The following is a 25,813-nucleotide window of genomic DNA, read 5'->3' on the forward strand; positions in this document are numbered from 1 at the left end:
GTAATACATGAAGTTCGCGATCAAGTTCGGGATCTGGTTGGGGTTCAGCTTACTGACGCTGTGCCTGCTCGGAGGCCTGGCCTCAGCCGCTGACGTTGCCATGCTGCGCAATGGCTTCTCGATCAGGCATCAGCGTCGTGAAGTAATCGAGCAGGTGACGCGCCTGTATTTGGGATCAGCAGCGGATGGTTACATTGACATTCCCACGGCGGAAATCGTCGCGTTCGGCAAGGACGAGACGCCGGTCGAAGATGTCGCCGCAAAGACCGTTGTGACTTCCCTGCCGCCTCTCGACTCCGCAGTAAGTGCCGCCAGCACGCGCAACGGAATTGACTCAGACCTGATCACCAGCGTCATTCATGCGGAAAGTGACTTCAAAGCCCAAGCAATCTCGCCCAAGGGCGCACGTGGCCTTATGCAGCTGATGCCGCAGACAGCTTCGCATCTGGGGATCAGCAATCCGTTTGATCCGGCCGCCAATGTGGATGGCGGCACTCGCTATTTGCGCGAACTGCTCGATTTCTACCACGACGATATGATCAAGGCCTTGGCTGCCTACAACGCAGGACCGCAGCGCGTAGCCCGATATCATGGCGTTCCGCCGTACCATGAAACTCACGCCTATGTGGCGCGCGTAATTCGCGAATTCAATCGCAAGAAGCTGGCGCAACGCCGCGCGGAAGCGGCAAAAGCAGGTGTAAAGACGGCCGCGGTCAAAGCGAAAAGCCCTTCAGCGCCGTAGGCAGCACTCACATTCATATAAATCCAGCAGCGTATCAGTTTGAATTTTGCGGACTCGCAAGCTGTTCCTCGTGTTCTGTGAGGAAGAGTGCTAGGAATACGATACTGGCGCAGAATATGCTTGCAATGAGTGGAGGCCAAGGCGATCTCGCTTGGGCTTTTGCAAGTCTCCAAACCCCATACATAAGGGCCGCTTTACCGCCGACCAAGATGAGCCAGAACGCTAGGTAGGCCATGCTCCCCATTCTACGCCGCTGACTTCTTGTATGGGCCGCGCTTCGCTGGTTTCGAACTGTAGCACTACCATAAATCCAGCAGCGTTGACCTGCAACACCCCCTCATTTACTTTGGTGGTTTGTCCCTGAACCAATAACAGACGTAATCATGAGCAAGAAGCGCTTAGTCACAACGGCCGTCATTGTTGCAATCCTGGGCTTGCTCGTCTATTTCCAGGTGCAGCATTGGCGCTCGTTCGATTGGGCGAAGTTCAGCGCTGCCAGTCATGTAGATCCGCTGCACATTGCAGCCGCCGTGGGACTTATTTACCTGACCTATGTTTTGCGGGCAGTGCGGTGGAAAGTCTTTCTGGAACCAGTACGGAAGGTGCCGGCCAAGGACTTGATTTCCCCAACTTTTATTGGTTTTACGGGCCTGGCGCTGCTGGGACGCCCGGGAGAGTTCATTCGCCCTTACCTGATTGCGAAGAAGGCGCAGGTATCGGTTCCCTCTCAGATCGGAGTATGGACGGTCGAACGGATTTTCGATATCGGCGCATTCGCAATATTGATGGCGGTGGATGTCTTCTTTTCGGCGAAGATCCAGTCCAACCCGTACATCGGGAAGTTCCGGCTTGCGGCGGTGGTGTTGTGCGCGCTGGTGGCGCTGGCCGCCGTAATCGCGGTCATGATCCGGAGGCGCGGGCCAGAAGTGGCAGCATTCCTGCACCGCAACACGGCGCGTATCTCTTCCAACCTGGCTCACCATGTTGACCAGAAGGTACGTGCATTCGGAGAAGGCCTGAACACCATCAGCGGCACCGGGTCATTGCTGAAGCTGATCGCGCTATCTCTGCTGATCTGGTTTCTGATCGCGCTCGGTTATCGCGAGGTCGCCCACGCTTATCCCCCGGAGCCTCCTCCCGGGGTCACGGAGGAAGGCCCACCGGCTCTGGACGTGGAAACCGCCCGCCTTGCGGACCTACCGGAGTACGCCGGCTTACCGCTGGATGAGGATGTTCTCGCGGACCTGAAACCCGCGCTTGAGGCCAAGGGATTCAAGGTGAAAGAAGAAAAGGGCGACATATGGCTGATGCGCAAGGGCAAGCGCCTGAAGAAGATCGGGGACCGCCCGCACCTGAGCAACATGGATATTTCACATGTGCTGCTGCTCATGGGTTTCAGCATGATTGGGTCAGTGGTGCAGCTGCCGGCGGTGGGCGGCGGTAGCCAGTTGGCGGTCATCAGCGCCCTGCAAGTGATCTACGGAATTCCTCCGGAAATGGCTGTAAGTTGCGGCATGCTGCTGTGGCTGGTCACATTTATGGCGGTCATCCCTATCGGGCTGGCGTTTGCTCGACACGAGCACGTGTCTCTGCGCAAAGTGGAAAAAGAGGCAGGACGAGAAGAGCGCGACCAAGAACAAGAGCCGGCACAGGACACAACACCCTATTCACGGTAACCGCTCCCTGGGCCATCGCCCTCTCTTACCCGGCAAGTATCACCGGGTGAGCCTGTTAAAATGCATCGTTAACCAACGGCGACCAGGACAACGCCTGCACGCATGAAATGCCCCTTTTGCGGCTTCATCAACGACAAAGTAGTAGATTCCCGTGAGAGCAAAGAGGGCGAGTCCATTCGCCGTCGTCGCGAATGCCTGAAGTGTGGCAAGCGGTTTACTACCTACGAGCGCACAGACGAAATCCCTTATATGGTCGTCAAGAAGGACGGCCGCAGGGAAAAATTCGATCGTCAGAAGGTCTTGAACGGTTTGTTGCGGGCGTGCGAGAAGCGCCCCGTATCCATGGGCAGGCTGGAGCAAATCGTCAACGAGACCGAAAGCTTCGTCATTGACTCGGTCGAACGCGAACGCAAAAGCAGCGAGATCGGCGAGCTCATCATGAACCGCCTACGCAAGATTGATAAGGTGGCCTACGTGCGCTTCGCGTCGGTTTACCTTGATTTCAAAGACGTGCAGGAGTTCATGACCGAGTTGAAAGACCTGCTCAAGAGCAAGGAAGGGACCCCGCCAGCGCCACCACCCAAAGCCAAGAGCGGCGCCAGAGCGTGATTGCGGCCGGACAGTCGGCCAGCCAGCCCAATATTCAGACACCGTCCTTCGGGCACTTCGCCGCCAAACTCATTCGTGATACATCTAATTTAGAGGGACTCTGCAGCTGCGTTGGGCGGTGAACCTCTAAACTCAAAGAGGGATGTGAATGGCTTACCGGATCACATTAATTCCCGGCGATGGGATCGGGCCTGAGGTCACGCAGGCTGCAGTGCGCATCCTCGAAGCCACTGGAGTGAAGTTCGAATGGGAACGCCATGAGGCCGGTGCGGATGCTTACGAAAAGTACAAAGAGTACATGCCTAAGGAGCTGATTGAGTCCATTGAGCGGACGCACGTAGGGCTGAAAGGGCCGGTGACGACGCCGATCGCGGGAGGGTTCTCCAGCATCAATGTGGCACTGCGTAAGAAGTTTGAGCTGTACGCAAATTTCCGGCCCATCAGCAACCTGCCGCATGTTCCGACGCGTTATCCGGATGTGGACCTCATTATTATCCGCGAGAATACCGAGGGCCTATATTCCGGCATCGAGCACGAGGTTGTGCCCGGAGTGGTGGAGAGCTTGAAGATCATCACCGAGAAGGCGTGCACAAGGATCTCAAAATTCGGCTTTGAATATGCGCGCAAGCACAAGCGCAAGAAGATCCACGTGATCCACAAAGCCAACATCATGAAGATGTCGGATGGACTGTTCCTGCGGTCTTCGCGCGCAGTTTCCAAGCACTATCCAGAGATCGTCTACGGTGAGCACATCGTGGACAATACCTGCATGCAGCTGGTGATGAATCCCTACCAATACGACATGCTGGTGATGGAGAACTTGTATGGAGACATCATTTCCGACCTGTGCGCCGCGTTCGTGGGAGGTCTGGGACTGGTGCCGGGCGCTAACATTGGCGACGAGTGTGCGATTTTCGAGGCGGTACACGGTTCGGCCCCAGACATTGCGGGAAAGAACATGGCCAATCCCACGGCGCTGGTTCGCTCCGGAATCCTCATGCTGCGCCATTTGGGTGAGGATGAGGCTGCGAAACGGGTAGAAAGAGGATTAGAACGGGTTTACCGCCAGCGCGAAAAGCTTACTCGAGATGTGGGCGGCAAAGCCGGTACGTCGGAGTTCGCCGATTCCGTGATCGAGGCGATGGAAGAACACACGGACCGCGAGGCGAGCGCGCAAGCCACTCGCTTCTAAGATCTCCAGAGTTCCCAGCCACGGCAGTCTCTCACAGACCGTTTCTCACAGGCTCACGATTGACGGGCTGCTCTGATTTTAAGTAACATCACTTCTCGCTTTTGGGAACCTGTGGGGGACACGTTTGGAAAAACCCGGCGCGTAGGCGTAGTGCTCTTCCAGCTTGGGGGACCGGACTCCCTGGAAGCCATTGAGCCGTTTCTATATAACCTTTTTTGCGATCCCGACATTATTGACTTTCCCTTCGCCCGGGTGGGGCGAAAAGCCCTGGCGCGCGTAATCTCTGCCACGCGCGCGAAGAAAGTCCGCCATCACTATTCTGTGATTGGGGGTGGATCGCCTATCCGGCGGTTCACAGAGTTGCAGGCGCAAGCGCTCGAGGAAGCGCTGGCGCGGAATGGGATTACTGCAAAATGTGTAGCCGCCATGCGCTACTGGCACCCGTTCACCAGCGAGGCGATCCGAACGCTCGAAGCAGCCGGGGTAGATGAGGTTGTGCTGCTGCCGCTCTATCCGCAATACTCGAGCACCACAACCGGAAGCAGCTTGAAGGAGTGGAGGCGGCTTTTCCGCAGCAATATTCCGGTTTACACGATTCAAGATTTTTATCGTAACCAGCTTTACCAGGATGCGCTCATCGAACGCGTCGAAGAAGCGCTCGCGCGGTTTGTTGACCCGGAGCAGCCGGAGCTAGTGTTCAGCGCCCACGGCGTGCCGCTGGCGGTAATTGAAGGTGGCGATCCGTACCAGCAGCAGATCGAAGAAACAGTGCGGCTGGTTATGCAGCGCGGCGGCTGGCGAAACCGGCACCGGCTCTGCTATCAGAGCAAAGTGGGCGCCAGCAAGTGGCTGCAGCCCTCGCTACGCGGCACAGTGCGGCAACTCGCTGCCGATGGCGTGCGCCATATTTGCGTAATACCGGTTTCCTTCGTTTCCGACCATGTTGAAACTTTGGGAGAAATTGATCACGAAGCCCGGGCTGAGGCGATGAAAGCAGGGATCGAGCAGTTTGAGATGACGGCAGGATTGAACGATTCACCCAAATTTATAGCTGGGTTGAGGGAGCTGGTGACCAACGCGGTCGGCGTTGCTGACGCCGCCGATCAGAAAATCGAAGCCGCTACGGAGCACCTGGTGGCGGCTGACTGACATGATCCTCTCAAGTTGCCATTACGAGCAGCACCGACGAAGGGGTGACGACGGATGTCAGATGGGCAAACAAAGACCATGAGCGGCGTGCTTGGCAATCTTCCACCTTGGCCGCGCAAACCGGCCAACAACTCGGTGATAGCGGCCGAGCAGGCTTATCGCAAGCGGTCGGGTCTGCCACTGCTCAGCGAAGAAGACATGGCCGCCCTGAGGGCAGGCGAGCCGATGCCATGGGAGCGAGGAGATGGCGTGCCCGCGCCAGCGGCAGCACAGTCCCCAGCTGCTTCGGCCCCTGCTGCACCGCCCACATCATCACCCGCTGCGGCTCCCGCCGCGGCAAGTGCTGCTTCGGGTCCTGGGATGACGGAGACGGTTAAGTCGCTTCTGGCTTCGTATCCGAAGTGGAGCAAGTCGGCAGTGGCAGCCGAACAGGCGCGCCGCAAGCGGACTGGGCAGACGCTATTGACGGAGGCGGAAATGGCGGCCCTCGCGGGTGAAGCCCCGGCGGCCGCTCCGGCTGCTGCCGCCACAACTGCTACAACGGCAGCCGCTCCCGCAGCGCGACCGGCGGCCCCTGCGGCGCCTGCCGTGGTTGCCTCTGCAGCGAGCGCAGCGGCACGTAGCGGTGAGGCCACCCGGTATGTAGGCACCCCCGCCGTGGGAACTTCGAAGGCAGCGGCGGCAGGTGGGCTGGCCTCAGCAGGACCGCGTAATACGGAAGTTGATCAGGCCCGCCGCCGATTGGTGTGGAGCGCGGTGGCCGCTTTTCTAGGCGCGTGGTTCATCGCGTTCTTTCGGTTTTTCCTGCCGCGGACACTATTCGAACCAACCACTGTATTCAAAATTGGCACATCATCTGACTACGGCTTAGGGATTGATGAGAAGTGGCTGCAGAAGTATCGGATCTGGGTGGACCGCACACCGGAGCGGCTCTTTGTGATTTACGCGCGCTGCACGCACCTGGGGTGCACGCCCGACTGGAAACCGGCGGAGAACAAGTTCAAATGTCCGTGTCACGGCAGCGGCTACGACAATGAGGCCATCAACTTCGAAGGTCCCGCGCCCCGTCCCATGGATCGGGCACATATCGAGATCGCTCCCGATGGGCAAATCCTGGTGGACACCTCGCGCTTGTATTCATGGCCCAAAGGGCAGCCAAGCCAATTCAACGATCCAGGGGCTTACTTATCGGTATAGCGAGTAGAGATTCCAGAGGCGACTATGGCTGAAGAGAGCAAAAACGGAAAAGGCGACGGGCAGGGCGGAAGCAACACCGGCCAGAACGGAAAGAACGGTGCTGGCGGAGTTCTGACCAAAGTGGTTGCAGGGGTGAAGGAGGATGTGAAAGTCCTCACCACCGAAATGCCGGCCAAGGCTAAAGAGCAGGTGGAGATTGTTAAAGATCCCACCAAGACCCAGATATTCACCTCGATTTTTCGCCACAAGCACGACGACACGCCCCGCAATCGCGCCTTGGGCGTGCTCTCGAATGTGTTTCTTCATCTGCATCCGGCGAAGATCAACCGGGACGCTGTGCGTTACAGCTTTACCTGGGGGATGGGTGGGATCACGTTTTATCTGTTCTTCGTGCTCACGTTGACCGGCGTCCTACTGATGTTCTATTACCATCCCAGCAAGGTGCAGGCATTTCGTGACGTTCTGTATCTGGAACATGATGTGCCATTCGGCAAGCTGCTACGCAACATGCATCGCTGGGCAGCCCACTTGATGGTGATCGCGGTCTGGCTGCACATGTATCGCGTGTTTCTTACCGGATCCTATAAGAAGCCGCGTGAGTTCAACTGGAATGTGGGCGTCATCCTGCTAGTGCTGACGCTGCTGCTCTCGTTCACCGGTTACCTGCTGCCGGACGATCAGCTCGGCTTTTGGGCGGTTACGGTGGGGACCAATATGGCGCGAGCAACTCCGCTGCTCGGACATGAAGGGCCGTTCGGGCACCAGCTGGGTATGACTCCGTACAACGACATACGATTCGGCCTGCTCGGCGGCTCAATCGTGGATGCTAATGCTCTGCTGCGCTCCTACATATGGCACTGCATCGGCATTCCGATTGTGATTTCCGTATTCATGATCGTGCATTTCTGGCGGGTACGGAAGGACGGCGGTATCTCCGGTCCAGCTCCGGTGATGCTGGAGTCGGAAGTGAAAGAGCCGCGCAAATAGTTCCGGATTTCTGGGGGAATTATGGATTGGCATCAGCTATGGGAGATCGCGTCAACCCCTGACAATGTTCCGATTGTCGCGCTGGTTCCGTTGCTCATCATTTTTACGTGGATGGCAGTCAAGCAAGGTCGTGCAAACGATCAGCTTATTGCTGAGCTGGAAACCAATCCTTCGCTCGCCAAGATCCACCATCGCAAGACGTGGCCGTTCCGGCCGGGATGGCAAAAGGAAGTTCACGTCTGGCCGTTCTTGTTGCGCATTGAATTTCTTGCGGCAATTATCGTCAGCGCGGTTTTGATGGTTTGGTCCATCACTCTGAACGCCCCGCTGGAAGAGCCGTCGAATCCGAACGTCACCATGAACCCTGCGAAAGCGCCGTGGTACTTTCTGGGCTTGCAGGAAATGTTGGTCTACTTTGACCCATGGATCGCGGGCGTGGTGATGCCAACGCTGATCATCGTGGGGTTGATGGCGATTCCCTACATTGATACCAATCCCATGGGCAGCGGCTATTACACGCTGAGGCAGCGGCGCTTTGCGATCGGAACGTTTGCCTTTGGTTTTCTGTTTCTGTGGGTTTCGATGATCCTGATCGGGACCTTCATACGTGGGCCGGGTTGGCAGTGGTTCTGGCCGGGACAGACCTGGGACCATAGCCGCGTCATTTACGAGGTGAACCGCGACCTGCCCGATTTGTTCGGCATTACCAGCAACCTGGGCAAGGGAATTTTCGGCGCTGTTGTCGTGGGCGGATTTTACCTGGGAGGCGGACTGGCGTTTTTCGCGCTTTTTCGCCGGCTTCAGCCCAGGGACTGGCGCCGCATGAGCCTGCTGCAGTACTCGTTCATGGTGTTTTTCCTGCTCACGATGATTGCGTTGCCGATCAAGATGATCCTCAGGCTAGCGATGCACATTAAGTACGTTTGGATCACGCCGTACTTCAACATTTGAGGAGGCCCGGGTGCCGGAGCTGCCAATCCCCGAAGACGATCCGATAACCAGCCGGTCGTACGCGGCCTATTACGTGATTGCGACCGTCATCCTGATGGCCACGTTGTTCTGGGCCATGTGGGATGAAGCCTATGGGCAACGTCCCTGGAAACACTATCAGGGAGTTTTCAAAGAGCGCTATGCGGCCTTCCTCAAGACGGCGCGGTCAACTTCCTCGCACTCAGAGAAAGAAGTCGAGCAGAGCCCCGATTACGTGAACTTGAAGCAAGCATACGAGTCGGCAAATAAGCAGGCTTCGCCTCGCATGAAGGAAATCAATGAGAAGCTGCGCGACCTTTCGGCGCAGATCCTGGCCGTCCAAAACGTATTCACTGATAAGCGCGCCTATGCCAACGCGGTCACGTATTCGATCGAGACCGACACCAGCGCCTCGGGCAAGCGCAGCAAGCAGCAAGACCTCGACAAGTGGAAGCAGGGACCGTTCACGGTTGAGTTCCCCAATGGCAGCCGGAAGAAGTACAACTTCGCCCAATTAGAAGAGGAGTACAACGGCCTCAAAGATGAGCGCGCCAAGCTGAGCGCGGAACTTGCCGACTTGCTGAAACCCATTACCGAGGCCAAGACCAAACTCGACCAATATCTTTCCGACCACATGACCACGCTGACACCCGAGCAGATCAGGGGACTGCAAAACAAGATTGCGGATTGGGACCCCAGGATCATGCAGATCAACGTGGCGGATGCGAACATTGTGGACCGCTGCGAATCGTGTCACATGGGGGCGCGTGAACCGCTCAAAATCACACCGGCGGTCATGTCAACTCCGCATCACAAACCGGACGAGTACGCGCGAGCTTTTGTCAGCCATCCAGAAGAGGACTTACTGAAGATTCACGATCCTGAAAAGTTCGGCTGTTCTCCTTGCCATGGTGGGAACGGACGCGGAACCACAAGTGTTGAAAAAGCACATGGCCATTACGAGCACTGGCTGTGGCCGTTATTTGCCAAGCAGAATGTTGAGGCGGGATGCCAGACCTGCCACGCGGCAGACATGGTGCTGATCAGCGGGGACGTCGGGCAGGTGATCAGCGAAGGGAAGGACCTTTTCCGGCAGCGTGGCTGCATGGGCTGCCACCGCTACCAGGGGTATGACACCGAACCGGATGAACTAAGCGCCATCAGCCAGCAGTTGAAACAGCTGGAGCAGCAGAAGAAAGATAACTTCAAGCTAGCGGCCGCCACCACCAAGGAAGCTGACACCGCCAGCGACAATACGGAAGCGAACCGGCTGTATGCGCGAGCCGAAGGCTTGCGGGTGGGCAATAGCAAAATTGACCTTCAGATACGGCAGCTTGATTTGCGCTCGCGCGATCTGATGCGCGACATGAAAAAGATCGGGCCGAATTTGAAAGACGTTCGGCTGAAGCTGAACCGGAACTGGATTCCGGTGTGGTTGAAGAAACCTACGGATTTCCGCCCAACCACCAAGATGCCGAACTTCCGGCTCAGCGACGAGCAAATCCGGGCGATTTCTGCGTACATCTGGCAAAGCGCGCTCAAGGACCCGCTGCCAAGGGCCACTGCGGGGAATGCCGCGCATGGCAAGGAACTGCTTGAAACCCGCGGCTGCCTAGCTTGCCACTCAGTTGGTGAGGGCGACCAGCTGCAAGGCGGAACATTTGCTGCGAACTTGACCCGCGTAGGTGAGAAAGACAATTTCAATTACCTCGTCCGCTGGGTACACAACCCCCGCGAACGCACGCGCCCGTATTGTCCGTATGAGAAGAAGGACATTGGGCCGGAAGATTACGCCAAGCACGGCCTGCCTTATCAATTCGATTTCGAGCACAGCACCTGCCCAAACGATGGCCACGAGCTTCAAGTTGAGAACATGACCGTGATGCCGAGCCTGCGGCTTAGCCAGCAGGACGCGCAGGATGTGGCCAGTTACCTGGTCACGCTGAAGAAGCAGGACCCAAGCTCGTATCCCGATGCTTCTTACATGGAAGATCCGAACCTGAAGGCCGAAGGCGCGAAGTGGGTGCGCCACTTCGGTTGTGCCGGCTGCCATGAGATTTCTGGATTTGAGACCGAGGGGCGTATCGGAACCGAGCTGACCACAGAGGGCAGCAAACCGCTGGAGCGACTCGATTTCGCGTTGTTTACCGATAAGGCGCAGCGCGGCGAAGGCGAGCCGATCACTGATCCCGAAGATCGCGCCCGTCTACCCGAAGGCCCGGCGAAAGAGCCGTGGTATGAGCACAAGGGCTTTTTCGAGCACAAGTTGGCGGAGCCGAACGTCTTCGACAAGGGCCTGATCAAGTCTGAGACAGAAAAGTTGCGCATGCCGAATGTGCACCTGACCAAGGAGCAGATCCGGGCACTGACTACGTTCCTTCTGGGCAGCCAGGAGAGTTCATTGCCGGTTAGCTACCAATACCGTCCGCAGGACGAGCGCCACGATATTCAAGAGGGGTGGTGGATCGTTAAGAAGTACAACTGCATGGGATGCCATCAGTTCTATCCTGGCCAGCAGACCATCTTGATGGGGATGCAGAGATATCAAGATCCTGACTGGAAAGAGCAGCTTCCTCCCAAGTTGCTGACCGAGGGGGCGCGCGTGGATCCGGAGTGGCTGAGGCAATTCCTGAGCAATCCGGCGCTCAGCAGCACGGATACGAACCGCAACGGCGTACGGCCTTACCTGAAGGCGCACATGCCCACGTTCTTCTTCTCGAACCACGAACTACGGGTACTGGTGCGCTTCTTCCAGGCGCTCTCCAAACAGCCGCTGCCCTATATTCCGGAGCGGATGCCTGCGCTTACGGCTAAAGAGACAGACATGGGACGCAGTCTGTTCAGCAGCAACGCTGCGCCCTGTTTGAAATGTCACGCGACCGGAGATCCGAGACACGACCAGTTCGCCACCGCGCCCAACTTCCTGCTGGCGAAGGAGCGGCTGAAGCCGGGATGGACCGAACAGTGGCTGCTTGATCCGCAGGCCATCAGTCCGGGCACGTCTATGCCTTCGGGCCTGTTCAAGCAGGACAAGGGGCACTGGGTGTTCTCGGGTCCCACACCGCCGAGTTTCCAGGGATATGAGCAGGACCAGAACAAGCTGCTCACGCGCTATATCTTCCAGTTGACGCCGGAGGAACAGAGGCGAGTCTCGGCGGCGATGCCGAAATCGGCAGCTCCAGCGAAGAAGACATCGAACAACTCAGGAGCCGCCCACAACAAGCGCAAGGTGGGAAGGCACCGCACTCGAGCATCAACACTTCAATCCAGCAACACTGCCGCGGCGGCTGCGTCATCAGCGCGTTCGCGGTAGAATGTAGGGTTTTGTTTGCCCATGAATACTTAACTGAAAGGTGCGACATCATGAATAAGAGAGCTTGGATAGCGATGCTGGGCCTGATTGCGTTCCTCGGGACCGTTCTGCTTGCCGGTTGTAGCAAGAAGGAAAAGACCAGTGAGGAGCAGGAAAGTTCCGGAGCTGAAACAAAAGCTGCTGGCACGGCCATTGATCCGAACACTGTAGCCACCGTGAACGGGACCGTAAAGTTCAGCGGCACGGCCCCGAAGCCGCAGAAGATTGATATGAGCCAGGACCCTGCATGCAAAGGAACGAACACAGCAGAGAACATTGTGGCCAACGGTAGCGACCTGGCAAACGTATTTGTTTATGTGAAGGACGGACTTGGAGACCGTACTTTCGACACGCCCACACAGGCGATTGAGATAAACCAGGAAGGCTGCCGCTATCACCCGCACGTTCTGGGAGTGATGGTCGGGCAACCAGTCAACATCGTGAACAGCGATGCTACGACGCACAATATTCATCCCACGCCGAAGTCAAACCAGGAGTGGAATGAGTCGCAGCCGCCCAAGGCTGCCCCCATCAACAAGAGCTTCGCGCGTCAGGAAATCATGCTGCCGGTCAAGTGCAACCAGCATCCCTGGATGAAAATGTACGTTAATGTGGTCAAGAGCCCGTTCTTCGCGGTCACGGACAAGGATGGCAAGTACGAAATCAAAGGCTTACCGCCGGGCAATTACACTCTAGAGGCTGTCCAGGAAAAGCTTGGACCGCAAGAGATGAAGGTGACGGTCGCACCTAAGGACACCAAGACGGTGGACTTCACCTTTGGTGGCGCGGGCGCTGGCGGACGATAACGCTCGCCGAACCTGTAATGGGGAATGGGCCATGGCAGCGGCCCATTCCTCGATTTTTCTTCGTAAGCAACCAGGGAGCATGTTCTGAAATCCGCAGCAACATATTTCAACCCAGCCCATCATCGCTTTGTGGTATTTACGGCCGCGGCGACATTTCTGCTGCTAATCGCCGGCGCGCTGGTCACGAGCAATGATGCTGGGCTCTCGGTTCCTGACTGGCCGACATCGTTTGGCTCAATTTACAAGCTGCCGCCTATGGTGGGCGGAGTCAGGTTTGAGCATACGCACCGGATGATTGCAGAATTCATCGGACTGCTCACCATCATTCTGGCGGTCTGGACGTGGCGAGTTGAGCAGCGCTCCTGGGTGCGGAAGCTGGGTGTGATCGCATTGGGAACAGTAATCGCGCAGGGGATACTGGGCGGTATTACCGTGCTTTATTATTTGCCGTCAGGGGTCTCTACCGCGCATGCCACGTTAGCTCAGACTTTCTTCTGCATTGTTGTAGTGCTGGCTGTAGTGACCGGCAGGAAATGGTTAGAGCCTTCAGAAACAACGGGGATTGAAGACCGCAGACCTGGTCTGACCATGCTGAGCACATTGGCAGTGGCGTCGGTGTACTTACAACTGGTCCTGGGCGCGGGCTTTCGGCATTCGGGGATTAAGCTGCTGCCTCACCTGATCAGTGCAGTGGTGGTTACGGTATTACTGCTGTGGACGATTACGCGGGTGCTCTCCAGCTATTCGGGAGTCGGGTCCCTGAGGCGTCCGGCATTGCTGCTGCTTGGATTATTAGCGGTGCAACTATCGCTTGGATTTGCAGCGTACCTCACCCGAGTGCAATGGGGAAAAGATGCTGTGCAACCGGGAGCAGGCATGGTAGTCTCCACGGTGGCCCATGTGGCGGTGGGCGCCTTGGTTTTGGCTACAACCCTGATACTCTCGCTCCAGAGTTGGAGATATTTGAGCGGGGTACGTGCGCCGTCGTCGTTGGCAAATTCCAAAGTACAAAACGAAACGCGGAAGGTTGTCATTGCATGAGCAGCGCCACCCAATCACTTCCAAACCGATCTGCTGAGTCCGCTGGCGTGCCCGCGGCGCTTGTCCCCTCGCGAACGGGGGTGATGGGTCGGATGCAGGATTATGCCGACCTCATTAAGGCGAGCGTCACAAGTTTGGTGGTGATGACGGCATGGTGCGGGTTTTATTTCGGCGCATTCAAGTCAGGCGTCACTTCCCTTTCATGGGGAATGCTGCATGCTCTTCTAGGTATCGGCTTGGTGGCGAGCGGGACAGCGGCGCTCAACGAAGTGATGGAGCGCGACGTTGATGGTCGTATGCGGCGGACTGCGATCCGGCCTCTTCCGGGAGGGCGGATGAGCCTGGCGCATGGCACCATCGTCGGCATTCTGATGGCGCTGGGAGGTGCGGCCTACTTGGCCGTGGCTGCGAACCCGCTGACCGGTGCGTTGGCGCTGGCAACATCCGCGATTTATCTCGGCGTATATACACCTCTCAAGAAAGTGCACCCAATCTGCACTTTTGTGGGAGCCTTCCCCGGCGCGATGCCCGGCGTTCTAGGCTGGACGGCAGCCCGCGGCCGTCTGGATTGGGAAGCGCTGGCGCTTTTTGGGATCGTGTTCTTCTGGCAGTTCCCTCACTTCCACTCTATTGCGTGGCTCTATCGGGAAGATTATGAGCGGGGTGCGATCCGCATGTTGCCGGTGGTGGAGGCAGACGGAAAATCCACGGCGCGGAGAATTCTGGTTTACGGCGCCGCGTTGATTCCGGTGAGCATGGCCCCTGCTTTTCTGGGGATGTCAGGAAAGATTTATCTGGTCGGCGCGGTGGTGCTTGGCCTGGCCCTCTTCTGGTTCGGACTGCGGCTGGCGAGACAGGGTTTGCCGCCCACTGTTGGCCGGTCGAAAGCACGCGCCCGGGAGCTGCTGCAAGCGACCGTCTTCTACCTGCCACTGCTTTTCGCTTTGATGATGATCAATACCGCCGCCCGCTAGATTGTCCACGCACACGATAGAATGGCATGTGCCTTTGAATTCCACTGACAATCTCGCGCTTGCTCCGGAGAAGATCGCGGCAGCCTCTTCCGAAAGTGGTGCGGCAGTCATAACGGTGGAGAATATTCGCCATCGCTATGATGGGCGCGCGGCGTTAGATGGAGTTTCCTTCGAGGTGCGCCATGCCGAGTTGTTTGGATTGCTCGGCCCGAACGGCAGCGGGAAAACGACCCTGTTTCGCATTCTTTCAACCCTCATGCTTCCCTCCGAGGGCCACGCCGTGATCATGGGTCGCGATTCGGCTCGCGATCCCGGCGGACTGCGCCGGCAAATTGGCGTTGTATTCCAAGCACAAAGCATAGACATCAAGCTCACAGCGGCAGAAAACCTGCGCCATCAGGGACACCTTTATGGTTTAAGTGGAGCCAGCTTGAGCGTGCGCATCCAGGAGATGCTTGGCCGTGTAGGCTTGTCTGACCGCGCCAACGAACGGGCCGAAACCTTTTCTGGCGGGATGCAGCGCCGGCTGGAGCTCGCGAAGGGGCTGCTGCACCATCCGTCCGTCCTACTGCTGGACGAACCGACAACCGGCCTTGATCCCGGCGCGCGCCGCGACTTGTGGCAATATCTGCGGATACTGCGCGACGAAGAGCACGTCACAGTGATGGTGACCACGCACCTGATGGAAGAAGCCGAACGCTGCGACCGGTTGGCGATTATGAACCAGGGCAAACTGGTTGCGCTTGGTACACCGGCGGAGTTGAAGCGTGAAATCGGCGGCGATGTGATCGTGCTGGAAGCCCAGGCGCCAGAAGCGCTGGCCGAGCGGGTAAAAGCGCGCTTCGGTTTGGAAGCCTCGGTTATTAGCGGCAAAGTGCGGATTGAACGGGAAAACGGCCACAGGTTTATCACGGATGTGGTGGAGGCTTTTCCTGGCGACATTCAGGCGGTTTCGGTGAGCAAACCGACACTGGAGGATGTGTTCATTCACCGCACCGGGCATCGCTTCTGGACTGACCAGAACGGCGTCGAAGCGCGATAGAATTGATGTCATAGTCTCCTGAAATGGCCACCCAGAGCACCATTGCGGATCGTACAGCAGCGCGAAGGGCTGTTTTGCCCGCCAGCGGCACCCGCGCGCGCACCCTGACCATGCTGCCGGCGTTCTCGCTCTGGTGGCGCGAGATCATTCGCTTTTACCGCCAGAGAACACGGGTGGTGGGAGTGATTCTTTCACCGCTGCTGTTCTGGGTGGTTATCGGATCAGGCTTTGGGAGTTCGTTTCGCTCGGGCGGTTCTGCCGGCCAGCAGCACTACCTGGAGTATTTCTATCCCGGTGCGCTCATCATGATCGTGCTCTTCACTTCCATCTTCGCCATGATGTCGGTCATTGAGGACCGGCGGGCGGGATTTCTGCTATCGGTGCTGGTTGCGCCGGTGCGGCGCTCGGCCATTGTTCTTGGCAAGGTTCTAGGTGGATCTACGCTAGCGGCTGTTCAAGGACTCATATTCCTGGTGTTCGCGCCAGCGGTGGGCGTGCATTTTACCGCGGCGCGACTCGGTCTAGTGGTGCTGACGGTGTTTTTGGTTTCGTTCTCGCTGACCGCACTGGGATTTGCGATCGCCTGGCCAATGGACTCGACGCAGGGATTTCACGCCGTCATTAATTTGTTCCTGATTCCGTTGTGGCTGCTTTCAGGCGCGCTGTTTCCGCTGAGTGGCGCGTCCGGGTGGCTACGATTGTTGATGCGCCTCAATCCACTCACCTACGGCGTGGAGGCCCTGCGAAGCCTGTTGTTTCCCGCCACTACTACCGAGCTGACGCTGTCATATTCCCTGCTTGTGCTGGTGGGCTTTACCACGGCGATGTTTCTGCTGGCATTCGCGATGGCCAATCGCCGCACCACTAAACCGGCTGCATAATGGCGAGCGCGTACGCGATATTTCCGGTTATCAATGCAACGCTCAACGGCACCACAGCAGTGCTGATCTTAGTGGGGCGTGGTTTCATCAAGCGGGGCCAGATTACCGCACACCGCGCGATAATGATTGCGGCGGTAATTTGCTCGACCTTGTTTCTAGTTTCGTATCTTTACTATCACTATCACGTGGGAGTCACGCGATTTCCCGGGCACGGCCTGGCTCGGCCGGTATATTTCGCGATTCTGTTTTCGCACACGTTCCTGGCGGCAGTGATCGTGCCGCTGGTGATTATTACGCTGAGTCGCGGGCTGCGCGGACGTTTTGACCGACATCGCGCCATCGCACGCTGGACGTTTCCGGTTTGGCTCTACGTCTCGGTCACGGGCGTGGTGATCTATGTGATGCTGTACCACCTGTTCACCGCATAGGAGAAGATTACGTCTATCGTTCGGCTGAAGATTGATGTGTCCGGAACGCGCGGGGACGAGGCCTGGCGAGCGCTGAAGCCGTTCGGCGAGATTCAGAGTGCCGCATTCGGCCCAGAATTCGGCAGCAGCGGCCCCTGCCGGCACGCACCGGGTGCGCCCCATGGGAAAGGCGAGTGGATTGGAGCTGAGATCCGGCTGACCACTCCCTTGATGGCGCAATATGCCGTTTCGCATTATCTGGAACAGGAGCGCGTGCTGGATGCTGACGTGATTGAGGAGTCGCAGCGAGCTTAATTTCTATGTCAGCTGATCCCTCCAGCGTCTCGCAGGCAAACAGCGCGCAGCCGGAACCTTCCACAGCCCAATCGTCCGAAACACCCGTGCCGCGCCGGCGGCATCGCATGTCGCTGCGCAGCCGCATTCTTTTCTTCCTGACCGCCTGGCTGATCGTGCTCATGCCGTTCCTCTTCTGGTGGAACACCTGGTTTGGGCGCCAGCTCTCGGACGCACAGATGGACCGCTATCTGCATGACGTGCAGAAGCCGCGCCACATTCAGCACGCGGTGCTGCAAATTGGCGATCGCATGGCACGCCACGAGCCGTCTGTGAGCAAATGGTATCCCGCGCTGGTGAGCCTGGCCGCCAATCCTTCAGAAGAAATCCGCAGCGCTGACGCCTGGACCATGGGTCAGGACAGTTCCGTCCCTGAATTCCATGCGGCACTGCTCAAGCTGTTGGCTGATCCTTCGCCCACCGTCCGCGGCAACGCCGCGCTGGCCCTGGTGCGTTTTGGCGATGCCAGTGGTCGGCAGCAAATCGTTTTTCTGTTGCAGCCTGCCCACATAACTGCCCCGCAAAGCGGCCGGGTGCTCGATTTGGCCAAGCCCGGAGCGATGATTCATCAAAATGGGTTAGTGGCGAAACTTCAGGCTCGCGATCGGACTATCGAAGCTCGCGCGCCCTTTACTGGACGCTTGCGGTCGATCTCGGTGGCACAGGGAGATGACATTTATGCGGGAGCCGAGTTGGGCATCCTCGATCCCGGCGCCGATCAGGTCTGGGAAGCATTGCGCGCGCTGTACGTGATAGGAACTCCCGAAGACATACCTGCGATTGTTCCCTATCAGCACCAGATCGAGGGCATGCCCGAACGCGTCCGCCAGCAGGCGGTGCTGACGGAGGAAGCCATCCGTGGAAGAGCAAGGTCTGAGCGTTGACGTCTTCATAATATCAACGCGAACGCAGTTTGGTCATCCCCTTTGAAGCACAAACAAGATGTGGTACTCAGGGCCTATGTCTATGTCCTGACCGAGATGGATTGTATGCGCAAGTTTCATATGATTTCGCTCGAACTCAGATTTCCACATTTCGGGGGTCGTGAAGTTATAAGGAACCGGCACGTCGTTATGGAGTACTCGGTTGTAGAACCAGTCGACAAAAGCAGCGTACCCAACTTGAATTTCAATAGGCGAGTTCACTAGCTCGTACTTGGCATTTTTCACCAAGACATGAATACCGACAACGGACTCGATGATTATCAGTTTTTTTGCCGTGATGCCCCACGCAAGTTTCAGGAGTCTTCGGGGGTTCCTCGAATGGTGAAGCACTGTCAAAAGGAGTACAGTATCAAATTGTTTGCTGAAGGGCAGTGGCTCTCCTTCCTGATACTCTGTGAAGGAAAGTTGTCGTCGCAAGCGCGACGGCAGGTACCGTTTGACGTCTACGAGTTGTACTTCATCTTTTGTGAAATGGTCTTTTATCAAGTCTGCGACCATGCCGTTACCGCATCCGATATCGAGTAAGGAGTCGCCCTCCAAGTAGGGCTCTATTTGGGCCTTGATTGTTTCGGCTCTGCGACTAAGGGCGTCATCGAGGCTCGTTTCTCTTACCATTCCAATTAAACCGGCCTTTAGTTCTCGCTCGTACGCGACGCGCGTATCGTATCGGTTAACTCTTGCTTCGTGCTCTGCCCGCGCTTTGAAATCACCTATTGCAGGCTCTTGCAGCCCACACAAAGAGAGCATCTGCGAAAGCAGCCTATCGATGTAAGGTTTGAGCTGGGGGTTGAGTGCGATCGATTGGGGAGTTGGTATTTTAATACCCCAGTCGTTTTCTTCCATGTAGTCTTTCTCTTTCTCGCGCATCTCTTCCCAGAGTGTTGGCTGAGGCGAAGCCGCTAACATCGCCTCGAGTTGGGCAACAAGGCCATTGCCTCGCGCTCGTAGCGTAGATTCCAGATCGGTCGGGCTAGTCTTTGTATTGCTGTACCATTCTGCGTAACCCTCGGATCGCACGTTAACGTCTCGACCTTCGGCATCCTTGTACGTTGCCTGCAAGAAGCCCGCATATATACCTGAGCCTTCATCCGCCTTTCGGTGTGCAGTTTTGTCTAGCCGGAATAGTAAAAGGCCGTGGTCGTAAAAGCGCTTCTGGGCATCCGCTGGATGTACGGTGAATTGTATGTGGCAGGTCGTCTCCTCCTCTTCTTTGCTACCGTAAACCTTGCTAGACGTGAATCGCACGCGACCATCAGTATTCGGGTGCCCGGCTTCCCAGGAATATGACGCGCCTGTAATCTCAAATTCCCCCGATTGGGTATTCGGTGCAACTTGGCAGTAGCCGACCACCTGGGACTTGCCACTAGGGTTGGAAGTTGCGGGCAGGATGAAGCTGTACAAGAACGTGGTAGGGTAACAGCCGATGTTCAGATTTTTGTAGAAATTGATCAGCAACACGCAGAGGAGGGTAATTGCAACTGTCTCAGCAAGAAACCACAGCCCATGTGCCACAACCTCACTATAGGCCGTCAACGTGCCTGGAGGCTCCATATGCAGAACCTTATGGTCGACGACAAAATCTCCGAGCAGCCCTGTTATCGCTACAAGAATGCTTGCAATGAGGATCACTCTCCATTCCGCCTTACCCATCTGCGACCAGGTTGGTCTAGTCGCGCGATACACGTTCCTCATTGCTTAGCCTCAGATTCGTCATTCGTAGTGCAGAGTTCATCCTCACACTTAGCGCACGGGTAGATGGGTGAATCTAGTGACGGCTCAAACACATTTCGTAGCTTTCCACTGTCGTTGAGGCACAGCCGCAGAATGTACGGCGCGGCAGTTGTTGCCCACTCACTCGCCGTGGGATAGGTGGACATATCGGTTCCACTGACGCCACCCAAATACTGTTGCAACATTCCCGTCCTCACAACACCGGGGTTCAGGCCCACAGCCGATATCCCTTGAGGCCTTAGCTCTTCCGAGAGCACGTGGGTAAGTGCCACAACGGCCCACTTGCTCGCGCAGTAGGGTGCCATGTGCGCCTCGAACTGGGTTCCCCACCGAGAAATGAAATTGACGATGATCCCGCTCCTGCGGGCCATCATTGATGGAACGAAATGCCGTGTGACGTTAGCGACACCTTTGACGTTGATATCGATCTCTTCCGAGAATTCCTGACTGTCGACTTCCCATAGCGGTGCCTTGAAATTGATGACAGCCGCGTTGTTGAGTACAAAGTCAGGCGCTCCATACTCTTTTACAAGACGCTCAGCCCAGGCTTGGACTTGAGCATCTGAAGCGACATCCACTGTCTGAAAATCCTGTTCTGGGTACATTCGGATGAGTTCTTCGATCCCAATCTTTGTCCGCGCACAGCCAAGAACCTTATGTCCCAGCCGGACAAATTCGTCCACCATGGCACGGCCAAGGCCGCGGGTAACGCCAGTGATGACAATCGTTGAGCGTTGAACTTCCATACTCATCGTTTCTTGGAATGGAGGTTTCAGTATTAGAAATCTGCTTCCACCCCCAACGGGCTGGCGGAGCTTAGCACATTTCGTGTTCTAGAACAACTTAGCCCTCGTTCATTTCTCATTGTGGAAAACAGGGAGGAGTGCAGTAAGAAAGTGTTGCATGGTCTTTTGGCGCCGGCTCAAACCAACCGGTTGATCAGAGTTATAAGGGGTACCTCTGTGCGATCCGTAATACGCCCGCAGGCGCGGCATAACTCGCTTGATACGGTACAATGAAGAGCGTAACAATCTTGTATCTTCGTCATAGGGGACGTAGTTCACCTGGTTAGAACGCTGCCTTCTAGCCGTCCCTAGTTTTCAATCAGTATAAGATGGCGGCAGGCGGGAGACTCCCTCTTTCCGAGTCGCTGGCGCGATCCGCTTCGATCCACATAAATTGGCGAACTGGCTTCAAAAAGCCCAGCCAGCTCTTATCGGCTCGAAGAGAGCAACCAATTCCGTCGTAGCGCATAGTCGCAGGCGTACGGCGCTGCAGCGACGGCCCGCTCGGATCGACTAGGAGACGAGTCACCACTCGAATTGATCTCAGTTCAAAACTTCCTGTGTATGCCTTGAACCGGTTATGCGGCGCAGATCGCGAAACTCTGACTGAATCCTCCAACACCCGTTACCCACACAGAATTCGGAACCGCCCCCCCGGTTCTGAGAGCGCATTAGAGAACATTTGAAAGCAAGTAGGCGAGCTACGCTCGCCCGCACAGGCGAGGCGCCTGTGCCCACGCGTGCATTGCAGATTTGATTTGGCTGAGCGCTGAACGCTGCCCGTCAGTAAGGCATCACACCGACTTCTTTTTCGACTTCGACTGTGTCCACCATAGCTATAGCATCCCAGGGGCAGCCATCAAGAAATGAGCCGTCGGGACCTTTGCTGGTGCACTTCTTGCAGCCAATACAGAGGATTGGATCCACCTGGATGCGGCCGAACGGCGGATGGTCTTCGTCCGGCACCCAGAACATGCAATCTTCTACCGGGCAATATTCCACGCAGGCAGGTGAGCCGGCGCAACCGGTGCAGCACTCGGTGATGACAGCCAGTTCTTTGGGTTTCTTCTTGCGGACGGTATCGATGCCCTTGGAGCGGGGCTCAAATTTCATCTCGTCCGGCACCATGCCGGGCGCTTTGGTCGTGGTCCCAGGTTCGGTCGCCATTCGTGCAAATTATACAGTACGGGGTGGCCCAGTTCTCAGTACCCCGGTACTAAGTTGTCAGGAAGTCTGGATAATCGGTACAGAGTATTGGGAACTGAGTACTGCACTTAAACAGGAATAAACTGCTCTAACGCCTGCTCCACGTCTTTAGGCGTAAGCCGCTCGCCGTCGTTCATGCGCTTTAATAGGCCTTCAATGATGTCCTTGGCCTCTTCTTTGCGGTAATTCTTGATGAAGCCGTCGTAAAAGTGCTCCCCTGACAGGGCGCGATTGATCTCGAATTCCTTGTTATTTTCGTTCAGTTCGGTGAAGTACACCACGCGGTATTTGCCGGTGTATGCGGCTTCGCGATAAATCTCAAACATCACTTTATCAGATTCCATTGCCATAACTGAACCGTCCAGCCGAAGTGAGTCTATTGTATCGAAAGCCGCCAGCAAGACGTAGCAAGCTACGTCTCTACCATCAATTTTTCCGGCGTGAGCTCCGTAGACAAACAAAAAGCCCGGCGTTGGGCGCCGGGCCAGTATTCAGACGTTGCTAATCGCCGCTCATTTCAACCAATTCGTTCGCTTCAGACTGCCCGCCGACCGGCAAGTTGCCAATCTGGATGAGGCTTTCAGACGCCGGACGCTCGGCATATTTGTATTTCTCCGCCGTCGCCAGCTCGGCGCGCAATTGCTCTTCGAATTTCTTCAACTGCTCATCGATCGTGACCTTCTTCTGCTTCTCGCGCACCATGTCTTCGCGATAACGCTTCAGGAAGTAGCCGATGGTCTCGACGCGAATCTTGATCGACCCAGTCGGCTTATTCTCATCAATGTCCTTGAAGCAGAAGTACGGCGTGCCAGTGTGCTCGACCACTTCTTCGATCACGGTGTAGATGGGCGCGTCGTGCCCGCACTTGAAGCTGGAAAGCTCAAGCGCCACCAGGTTCGGATGGCGACCCACGTACTTCGCCGCCCAGACCTTGCGTGAAGTATTCTCGGAATACGAGTTCTTCCATGCGTCGGTGACGTCGAGCGGGTGCTGGATGATTCCGGCTTTCACTTCGTCGCCGAACAATTTCCAGATGATGTCGTCGTCAATGGGCAAGGAATCCTGCGAGAAGACAGGGTAACCGAGCTTCTGGAATTCTTCCAAAATTTCGTGATTGATGCCGGGATCGTGATGGTACGGTCGGCCCAGCAGCACGATTCCCAGCCGGTCTTCAGCCTCGAGCTTCTTTAAGGTTTCACGGCCGACGTTGCGCATGACGTCAGTATCGAACTTGTCCAACGCATTGAAACCCTGCTGGCAGGCGCGATAGTTCTCTTCCTCGGCCAAGCCCAGGATATCTTTCCAGTCTTCATACATCTGGCGATGCGCGACCGGAAGCTTATCGAGCGCGATCAATGTGTCCTTCCAGATCACGCCCTTTTCCTTGAACAAATCGCTTTCCTTGGTGAAGGCCGCCTTCACCGAGGCCGGAGTCGCGGTCACTGTTGGACACGCGCGGCTCGCCTGCGTGTGCTTCAGGAAGCTGGGCAGCGAATCGATCATAGGAAAGAAGATGACGTCGAGCTTCTTCTTGGGGTGCACGGCGTAAAGCAGATTGTGAACGTGGGGGATTCCGACCTTCGAGGGGAAGCAGGGGTCGATGGCACCGCGCTTGGCACCCTCTTTATAGAGCTGTTCGTTGGTGAAGTCGGACCAGAAAAGATTTTCCGGTTTCAGCCCCAGCGATTCAAAATACGCGGTAAAGAACGGCCCGCACGAATACATGTTCAACGCCCGCGGCATGCCGATCTTCAGGTCGGCGCGCTTCTTCATCAGCTCGATGCGACGTTTCTGGGCTGCGGTGATGGCGAATTTAGGCAGCGGATCGGCAACGACTGAGGGCTCAAAGCTCTTGAACGCAGCCTTGGCCGCGATCTCAACGATGTTGGGGTTCTCTTTCTTGATAGCGTCAATGTTGCCTTTGATGACGCGCATCTCGTCCACGTTCTCGACTGTGCCCTTTTCGCAGGTGGCGATGATCAGGCGTTGGGCTCCAGCCGCCAACGGGACCTTGGTCTTCACCGGTGGCTTGTAATTGGGATTCGGCGTGACTGTCGTGACATCAATAAAGGTGCGCAGGCACTTGTTTTTGCAGAAATAGCAGCGCGTATCTTCATTGCGCGTGGTCGTGAAGCTAATGGATGCGACAGAATCAAGGCCGATGAACTCGCTCTCTTTGCCGTTCTCCCAAAGCCGTACGGCTTCGAACGCACAGCCGATAGCGCCGGCTTCGCCGCAGTGCTGGTGAACGATGACCTCAGGCTTTACGTCCTTGCCCTTGAACCGCGATTCAACAAAGTCCACTTGCGACTTCACCGCCGCCAGGTTATGCTGCGTCCCGCCCTGCAGGATGAACTTGGTCCCGATGGCCGAGAGGTTGGGAATCTGCGAGACGTATAACCAAATGTTCTTCGGCAGTACGTTGCACAGCCCAGCCATGATCTCTTCGGGCTTCCAGCCCTGGCGCTGAAAATCGACGATGTCCGACTGCATGAACACAGCGCAACCATAGCCGAACTGCGGAAACGACTTGGCGCCAAATGCGATATCGGCAAATTCCTCGACCTTGAAACCAAACGACTCGCAGGTGCCCTGCAGGAAGTACCCATTGCCGGCGGAGCATTGCGTGTTCAGCTTGAAGTCTTTTACGCGCCCATCTCTGAGGATGATGATCTTGATGTCCTGCCCGCCCACGTCGCAGATCACGTCGGCATCGGGATAGAAGTGCAGCGCAGCCTGGGTGTGGGCTACGGTTTCGACCAGCGCAACATCTGCGCCGACCGCGTCCTTCAGAATGTCCTTGGCGTACCCGGTTGTGCCTACGCCGAGAATCTTCAGCGTAGCGCCGGAATCCGTGACTTGCTTGGCCACTTTGGCGACCACCTCTTGCGTATCCTCAATCGGATTGCCGCGCGAGAGCTGGTAAGTCTTGCAGAGAATCGTGCGGTTCTTGTCCACCAGAACGGCTTTGGTGGAGGTGGAGCCGCCATCAATTCCGATGAAGCCTTCCACCACCTGCCCGGGCTGGAAGGTGGACGGGATGAATTTCTTCTTCTGGTACTTCGCCTTGAACGCCGCCAACTCGGTGTCGTCTTTGGCGAGAGCCTGGCCGCCGCCCTTCTTGGCTTTTTCTATAGCGCGGCCCTCGGTGATGTACCACTCGAGCTTCTCAAACCCTTGGTAAACGCCAATCCCGGGGTCTTCCTGCTTGCCGAATTCGACTGCGCCAATGCAGGCAAAGTACTGCGCATTGTCCGGCGTGCGAACCAATTCCTTGGGATCCACACCTTCAGGCAGCGGATAATTGCGCTCTTCCCAAATTTTGGGGATGTTGTGCTTCCAGCAGTCCCGCATGCCCTTGATGTAGCAATTGGGGCCACCCAGCAGCAGCACCACCGGTCGGAGTGTATTGCCGCGGGTGAGGACAGAAAGGTTCTGCTGCACGATGGACTCGAACAGCGACGCCATGAGCTCTTCCGGCGGCACGCCCTGCTTCTGCAGGCCGTTGATGTCGGTCTCCGCGAATACGCCGCACTTTCCTGCCACCGGGTGCAGCTTCAGGCCCTCGTAGCCCATCTCGCACAGCTTCTCGGACGGGATGCGCAGCTTGGCATTGATTTTGTCAATCACCGCGCCGGTGCCGCCCGCGCACTTGTCATTCATGGAGGGCAGCTTCTTCTTGCGCCCGGTCTCCGGATCTTCCTTGAAGATGATGATCTTGGCGTCCTGCCCGCCCAGCTCGATCACCGAGCCGCACTCGGGGTACAAC

At 56.7% G+C, this 25,813-nt stretch carries 22 protein-coding genes; 17 read left to right on the forward strand and 5 right to left on the reverse strand.

The annotated features are described in order from the left end of the window. Positions 1–7: 7 nt before the first annotated feature. The 17 genes from VFA76_17155 (at position 8) to VFA76_17235 (ending at position 18,262) form a co-directional block, all read left to right on the forward strand. Positions 8–742 carry a lytic transglycosylase domain-containing protein gene (locus tag VFA76_17155; protein HZR33576.1) on the forward strand — a complete coding sequence of 245 codons (735 nt, stop codon included), beginning with the start codon at positions 8–10 and terminating at the stop codon, positions 740–742. Positions 743–1,125: 383 nt separating this feature from the next. Beyond that, entirely contained in the window at positions 1,126–2,418 is a 1,293-nt protein-coding gene (locus VFA76_17160; GenBank protein HZR33577.1) for a lysylphosphatidylglycerol synthase transmembrane domain-containing protein, read from the forward strand. 102 nt (positions 2,419–2,520) lie between these two features. Then, positions 2,521–3,027: a transcriptional regulator NrdR gene (nrdR, locus tag VFA76_17165; GenBank protein ID HZR33578.1), complete on the forward strand. Its 507-nt coding sequence runs from the start codon at positions 2,521–2,523 to the stop codon at positions 3,025–3,027. Between the two features lie 148 nt (positions 3,028–3,175). Continuing rightward, positions 3,176–4,219: an isocitrate/isopropylmalate dehydrogenase family protein gene (locus VFA76_17170; GenBank protein HZR33579.1), complete on the forward strand. Its 1,044-nt coding sequence runs from the start codon at positions 3,176–3,178 to the stop codon at positions 4,217–4,219. 111 nt (positions 4,220–4,330) lie between these two features. Next, the gene (gene hemH, locus VFA76_17175) at positions 4,331–5,368 is read left to right on the forward strand and encodes a ferrochelatase (GenBank protein HZR33580.1); all 1,038 of its coding nucleotides are present in this window, start codon (positions 4,331–4,333) and stop codon (positions 5,366–5,368) included. A gap of 54 nt (positions 5,369–5,422) precedes the next feature. Beyond that, on the forward strand, positions 5,423–6,565 hold the full coding sequence (locus VFA76_17180; GenBank protein HZR33581.1) for a Rieske 2Fe-2S domain-containing protein: 1,143 nt from the start codon (positions 5,423–5,425) through the stop codon (positions 6,563–6,565). Between the two features lie 24 nt (positions 6,566–6,589). Next, the gene (locus VFA76_17185; GenBank protein HZR33582.1) at positions 6,590–7,552 is read left to right on the forward strand and encodes a cytochrome b N-terminal domain-containing protein; all 963 of its coding nucleotides are present in this window, start codon (positions 6,590–6,592) and stop codon (positions 7,550–7,552) included. A 21-nt stretch (positions 7,553–7,573) separates the two neighbouring features. Continuing rightward, positions 7,574–8,503 (forward strand): hypothetical protein, encoded by a 930-nt coding sequence (locus VFA76_17190; protein ID HZR33583.1) that lies wholly within the window; start codon positions 7,574–7,576, stop codon positions 8,501–8,503. Positions 8,504–8,513: 10 nt separating this feature from the next. Further along, positions 8,514–11,834 (forward strand): hypothetical protein, encoded by a 3,321-nt coding sequence (locus tag VFA76_17195; protein ID HZR33584.1) that lies wholly within the window; start codon positions 8,514–8,516, stop codon positions 11,832–11,834. A 50-nt stretch (positions 11,835–11,884) separates the two neighbouring features. Further along, the gene (locus VFA76_17200; protein ID HZR33585.1) at positions 11,885–12,679 is read left to right on the forward strand and encodes a carboxypeptidase regulatory-like domain-containing protein; all 795 of its coding nucleotides are present in this window, start codon (positions 11,885–11,887) and stop codon (positions 12,677–12,679) included. Between the two features lie 129 nt (positions 12,680–12,808). Beyond that, positions 12,809–13,720 (forward strand): COX15/CtaA family protein, encoded by a 912-nt coding sequence (locus VFA76_17205; GenBank protein ID HZR33586.1) that lies wholly within the window; start codon positions 12,809–12,811, stop codon positions 13,718–13,720. Beyond that, a complete protein-coding gene (gene cyoE / locus VFA76_17210) occupies positions 13,717–14,694 on the forward strand; it encodes a heme o synthase (protein ID HZR33587.1) in 978 nt (325 codons plus the stop codon). Before VFA76_17205 ends, cyoE begins: the two co-directional genes overlap by 4 nt. A gap of 34 nt (positions 14,695–14,728) precedes the next feature. After that, a complete protein-coding gene (locus VFA76_17215) occupies positions 14,729–15,736 on the forward strand; it encodes an ATP-binding cassette domain-containing protein (GenBank protein HZR33588.1) in 1,008 nt (335 codons plus the stop codon). A gap of 23 nt (positions 15,737–15,759) precedes the next feature. Further along, positions 15,760–16,617: an ABC transporter permease gene (locus tag VFA76_17220; protein ID HZR33589.1), complete on the forward strand. Its 858-nt coding sequence runs from the start codon at positions 15,760–15,762 to the stop codon at positions 16,615–16,617. After that, on the forward strand, positions 16,617–17,045 hold the full coding sequence (locus tag VFA76_17225; protein ID HZR33590.1) for a DUF420 domain-containing protein: 429 nt from the start codon (positions 16,617–16,619) through the stop codon (positions 17,043–17,045). The genes VFA76_17220 and VFA76_17225 overlap by 1 nt, the downstream gene beginning before the upstream one ends. A gap of 36 nt (positions 17,046–17,081) precedes the next feature. Beyond that, a complete protein-coding gene (locus tag VFA76_17230; GenBank protein HZR33591.1) occupies positions 17,082–17,339 on the forward strand; it encodes a hypothetical protein in 258 nt (85 codons plus the stop codon). A gap of 5 nt (positions 17,340–17,344) precedes the next feature. Next, complete coding sequence (locus tag VFA76_17235; protein ID HZR33592.1) at positions 17,345–18,262, forward strand: HEAT repeat domain-containing protein; 918 nt, start codon at positions 17,345–17,347, stop codon at positions 18,260–18,262. 33 nt (positions 18,263–18,295) lie between these two features. On the opposite strand, the gene VFA76_17240 is transcribed toward VFA76_17235, so the two are convergent. The 5 genes from VFA76_17240 to VFA76_17260 form a co-directional block, all read right to left on the reverse strand. Next, entirely contained in the window at positions 18,296–19,951 is a 1,656-nt protein-coding gene (locus tag VFA76_17240; GenBank protein ID HZR33593.1) for a methyltransferase domain-containing protein, read from the reverse strand. Positions 19,952–20,010: 59 nt separating this feature from the next. Continuing rightward, entirely contained in the window at positions 20,011–20,805 is a 795-nt protein-coding gene (locus tag VFA76_17245; GenBank protein ID HZR33594.1) for an SDR family oxidoreductase, read from the reverse strand. Positions 20,806–21,621: 816 nt separating this feature from the next. After that, positions 21,622–22,005: a hypothetical protein gene (locus tag VFA76_17250; protein ID HZR33595.1), complete on the reverse strand. Its 384-nt coding sequence runs from the start codon at positions 22,003–22,005 to the stop codon at positions 21,622–21,624. Between the two features lie 107 nt (positions 22,006–22,112). Next, positions 22,113–22,388 (reverse strand): hypothetical protein, encoded by a 276-nt coding sequence (locus tag VFA76_17255; protein ID HZR33596.1) that lies wholly within the window; start codon positions 22,386–22,388, stop codon positions 22,113–22,115. Positions 22,389–22,545: 157 nt separating this feature from the next. Continuing rightward, positions 22,546–25,813: BadF/BadG/BcrA/BcrD ATPase family protein (locus VFA76_17260; GenBank protein HZR33597.1), on the reverse strand; the 3,268-nt coding region annotated here is incomplete at its 5' end.

This window comes from Terriglobales bacterium, assembly GCA_035651655.1.
GTDB lineage: Bacteria > Acidobacteriota > Terriglobia > Terriglobales > Acidobacteriaceae > DASRFG01.

Excerpts from the sequence above, each read along its gene's own strand:
- VFA76_17200 (HZR33585.1), top strand. The coding sequence starts at position 11,885 with ATGAATAAGAGAGCTTGGATAGCGATGCTGGGCCTGATTGCGTTCCTC.
- VFA76_17220 (HZR33589.1), top strand. The coding sequence starts at position 15,760 with ATGGCCACCCAGAGCACCATTGCGGATCGTACAGCAGCGCGAAGGGCT.
- VFA76_17255 (HZR33596.1), bottom strand. The coding sequence starts at position 22,388 with ATGGAATCTGATAAAGTGATGTTTGAGATTTATCGCGAAGCCGCATAC.
- VFA76_17160 (HZR33577.1), top strand. The coding sequence starts at position 1,126 with ATGAGCAAGAAGCGCTTAGTCACAACGGCCGTCATTGTTGCAATCCTG.
- VFA76_17185 (HZR33582.1), top strand. The coding sequence starts at position 6,590 with ATGGCTGAAGAGAGCAAAAACGGAAAAGGCGACGGGCAGGGCGGAAGC.
- VFA76_17250 (HZR33595.1), bottom strand. The coding sequence starts at position 22,005 with ATGGCGACCGAACCTGGGACCACGACCAAAGCGCCCGGCATGGTGCCG.
- VFA76_17190 (HZR33583.1), top strand. The coding sequence starts at position 7,574 with ATGGATTGGCATCAGCTATGGGAGATCGCGTCAACCCCTGACAATGTT.
- VFA76_17225 (HZR33590.1), top strand. The coding sequence starts at position 16,617 with ATGGCGAGCGCGTACGCGATATTTCCGGTTATCAATGCAACGCTCAAC.
- cyoE (HZR33587.1), top strand. The coding sequence starts at position 13,717 with ATGAGCAGCGCCACCCAATCACTTCCAAACCGATCTGCTGAGTCCGCT.
- VFA76_17170 (HZR33579.1), top strand. The coding sequence starts at position 3,176 with ATGGCTTACCGGATCACATTAATTCCCGGCGATGGGATCGGGCCTGAG.
- VFA76_17155 (HZR33576.1), top strand. The coding sequence starts at position 8 with ATGAAGTTCGCGATCAAGTTCGGGATCTGGTTGGGGTTCAGCTTACTG.
- VFA76_17180 (HZR33581.1), top strand. The coding sequence starts at position 5,423 with ATGTCAGATGGGCAAACAAAGACCATGAGCGGCGTGCTTGGCAATCTT.
- nrdR (HZR33578.1), top strand. The coding sequence starts at position 2,521 with ATGAAATGCCCCTTTTGCGGCTTCATCAACGACAAAGTAGTAGATTCC.
- VFA76_17235 (HZR33592.1), top strand. The coding sequence starts at position 17,345 with ATGTCAGCTGATCCCTCCAGCGTCTCGCAGGCAAACAGCGCGCAGCCG.
- VFA76_17245 (HZR33594.1), bottom strand. The coding sequence starts at position 20,805 with ATGAGTATGGAAGTTCAACGCTCAACGATTGTCATCACTGGCGTTACC.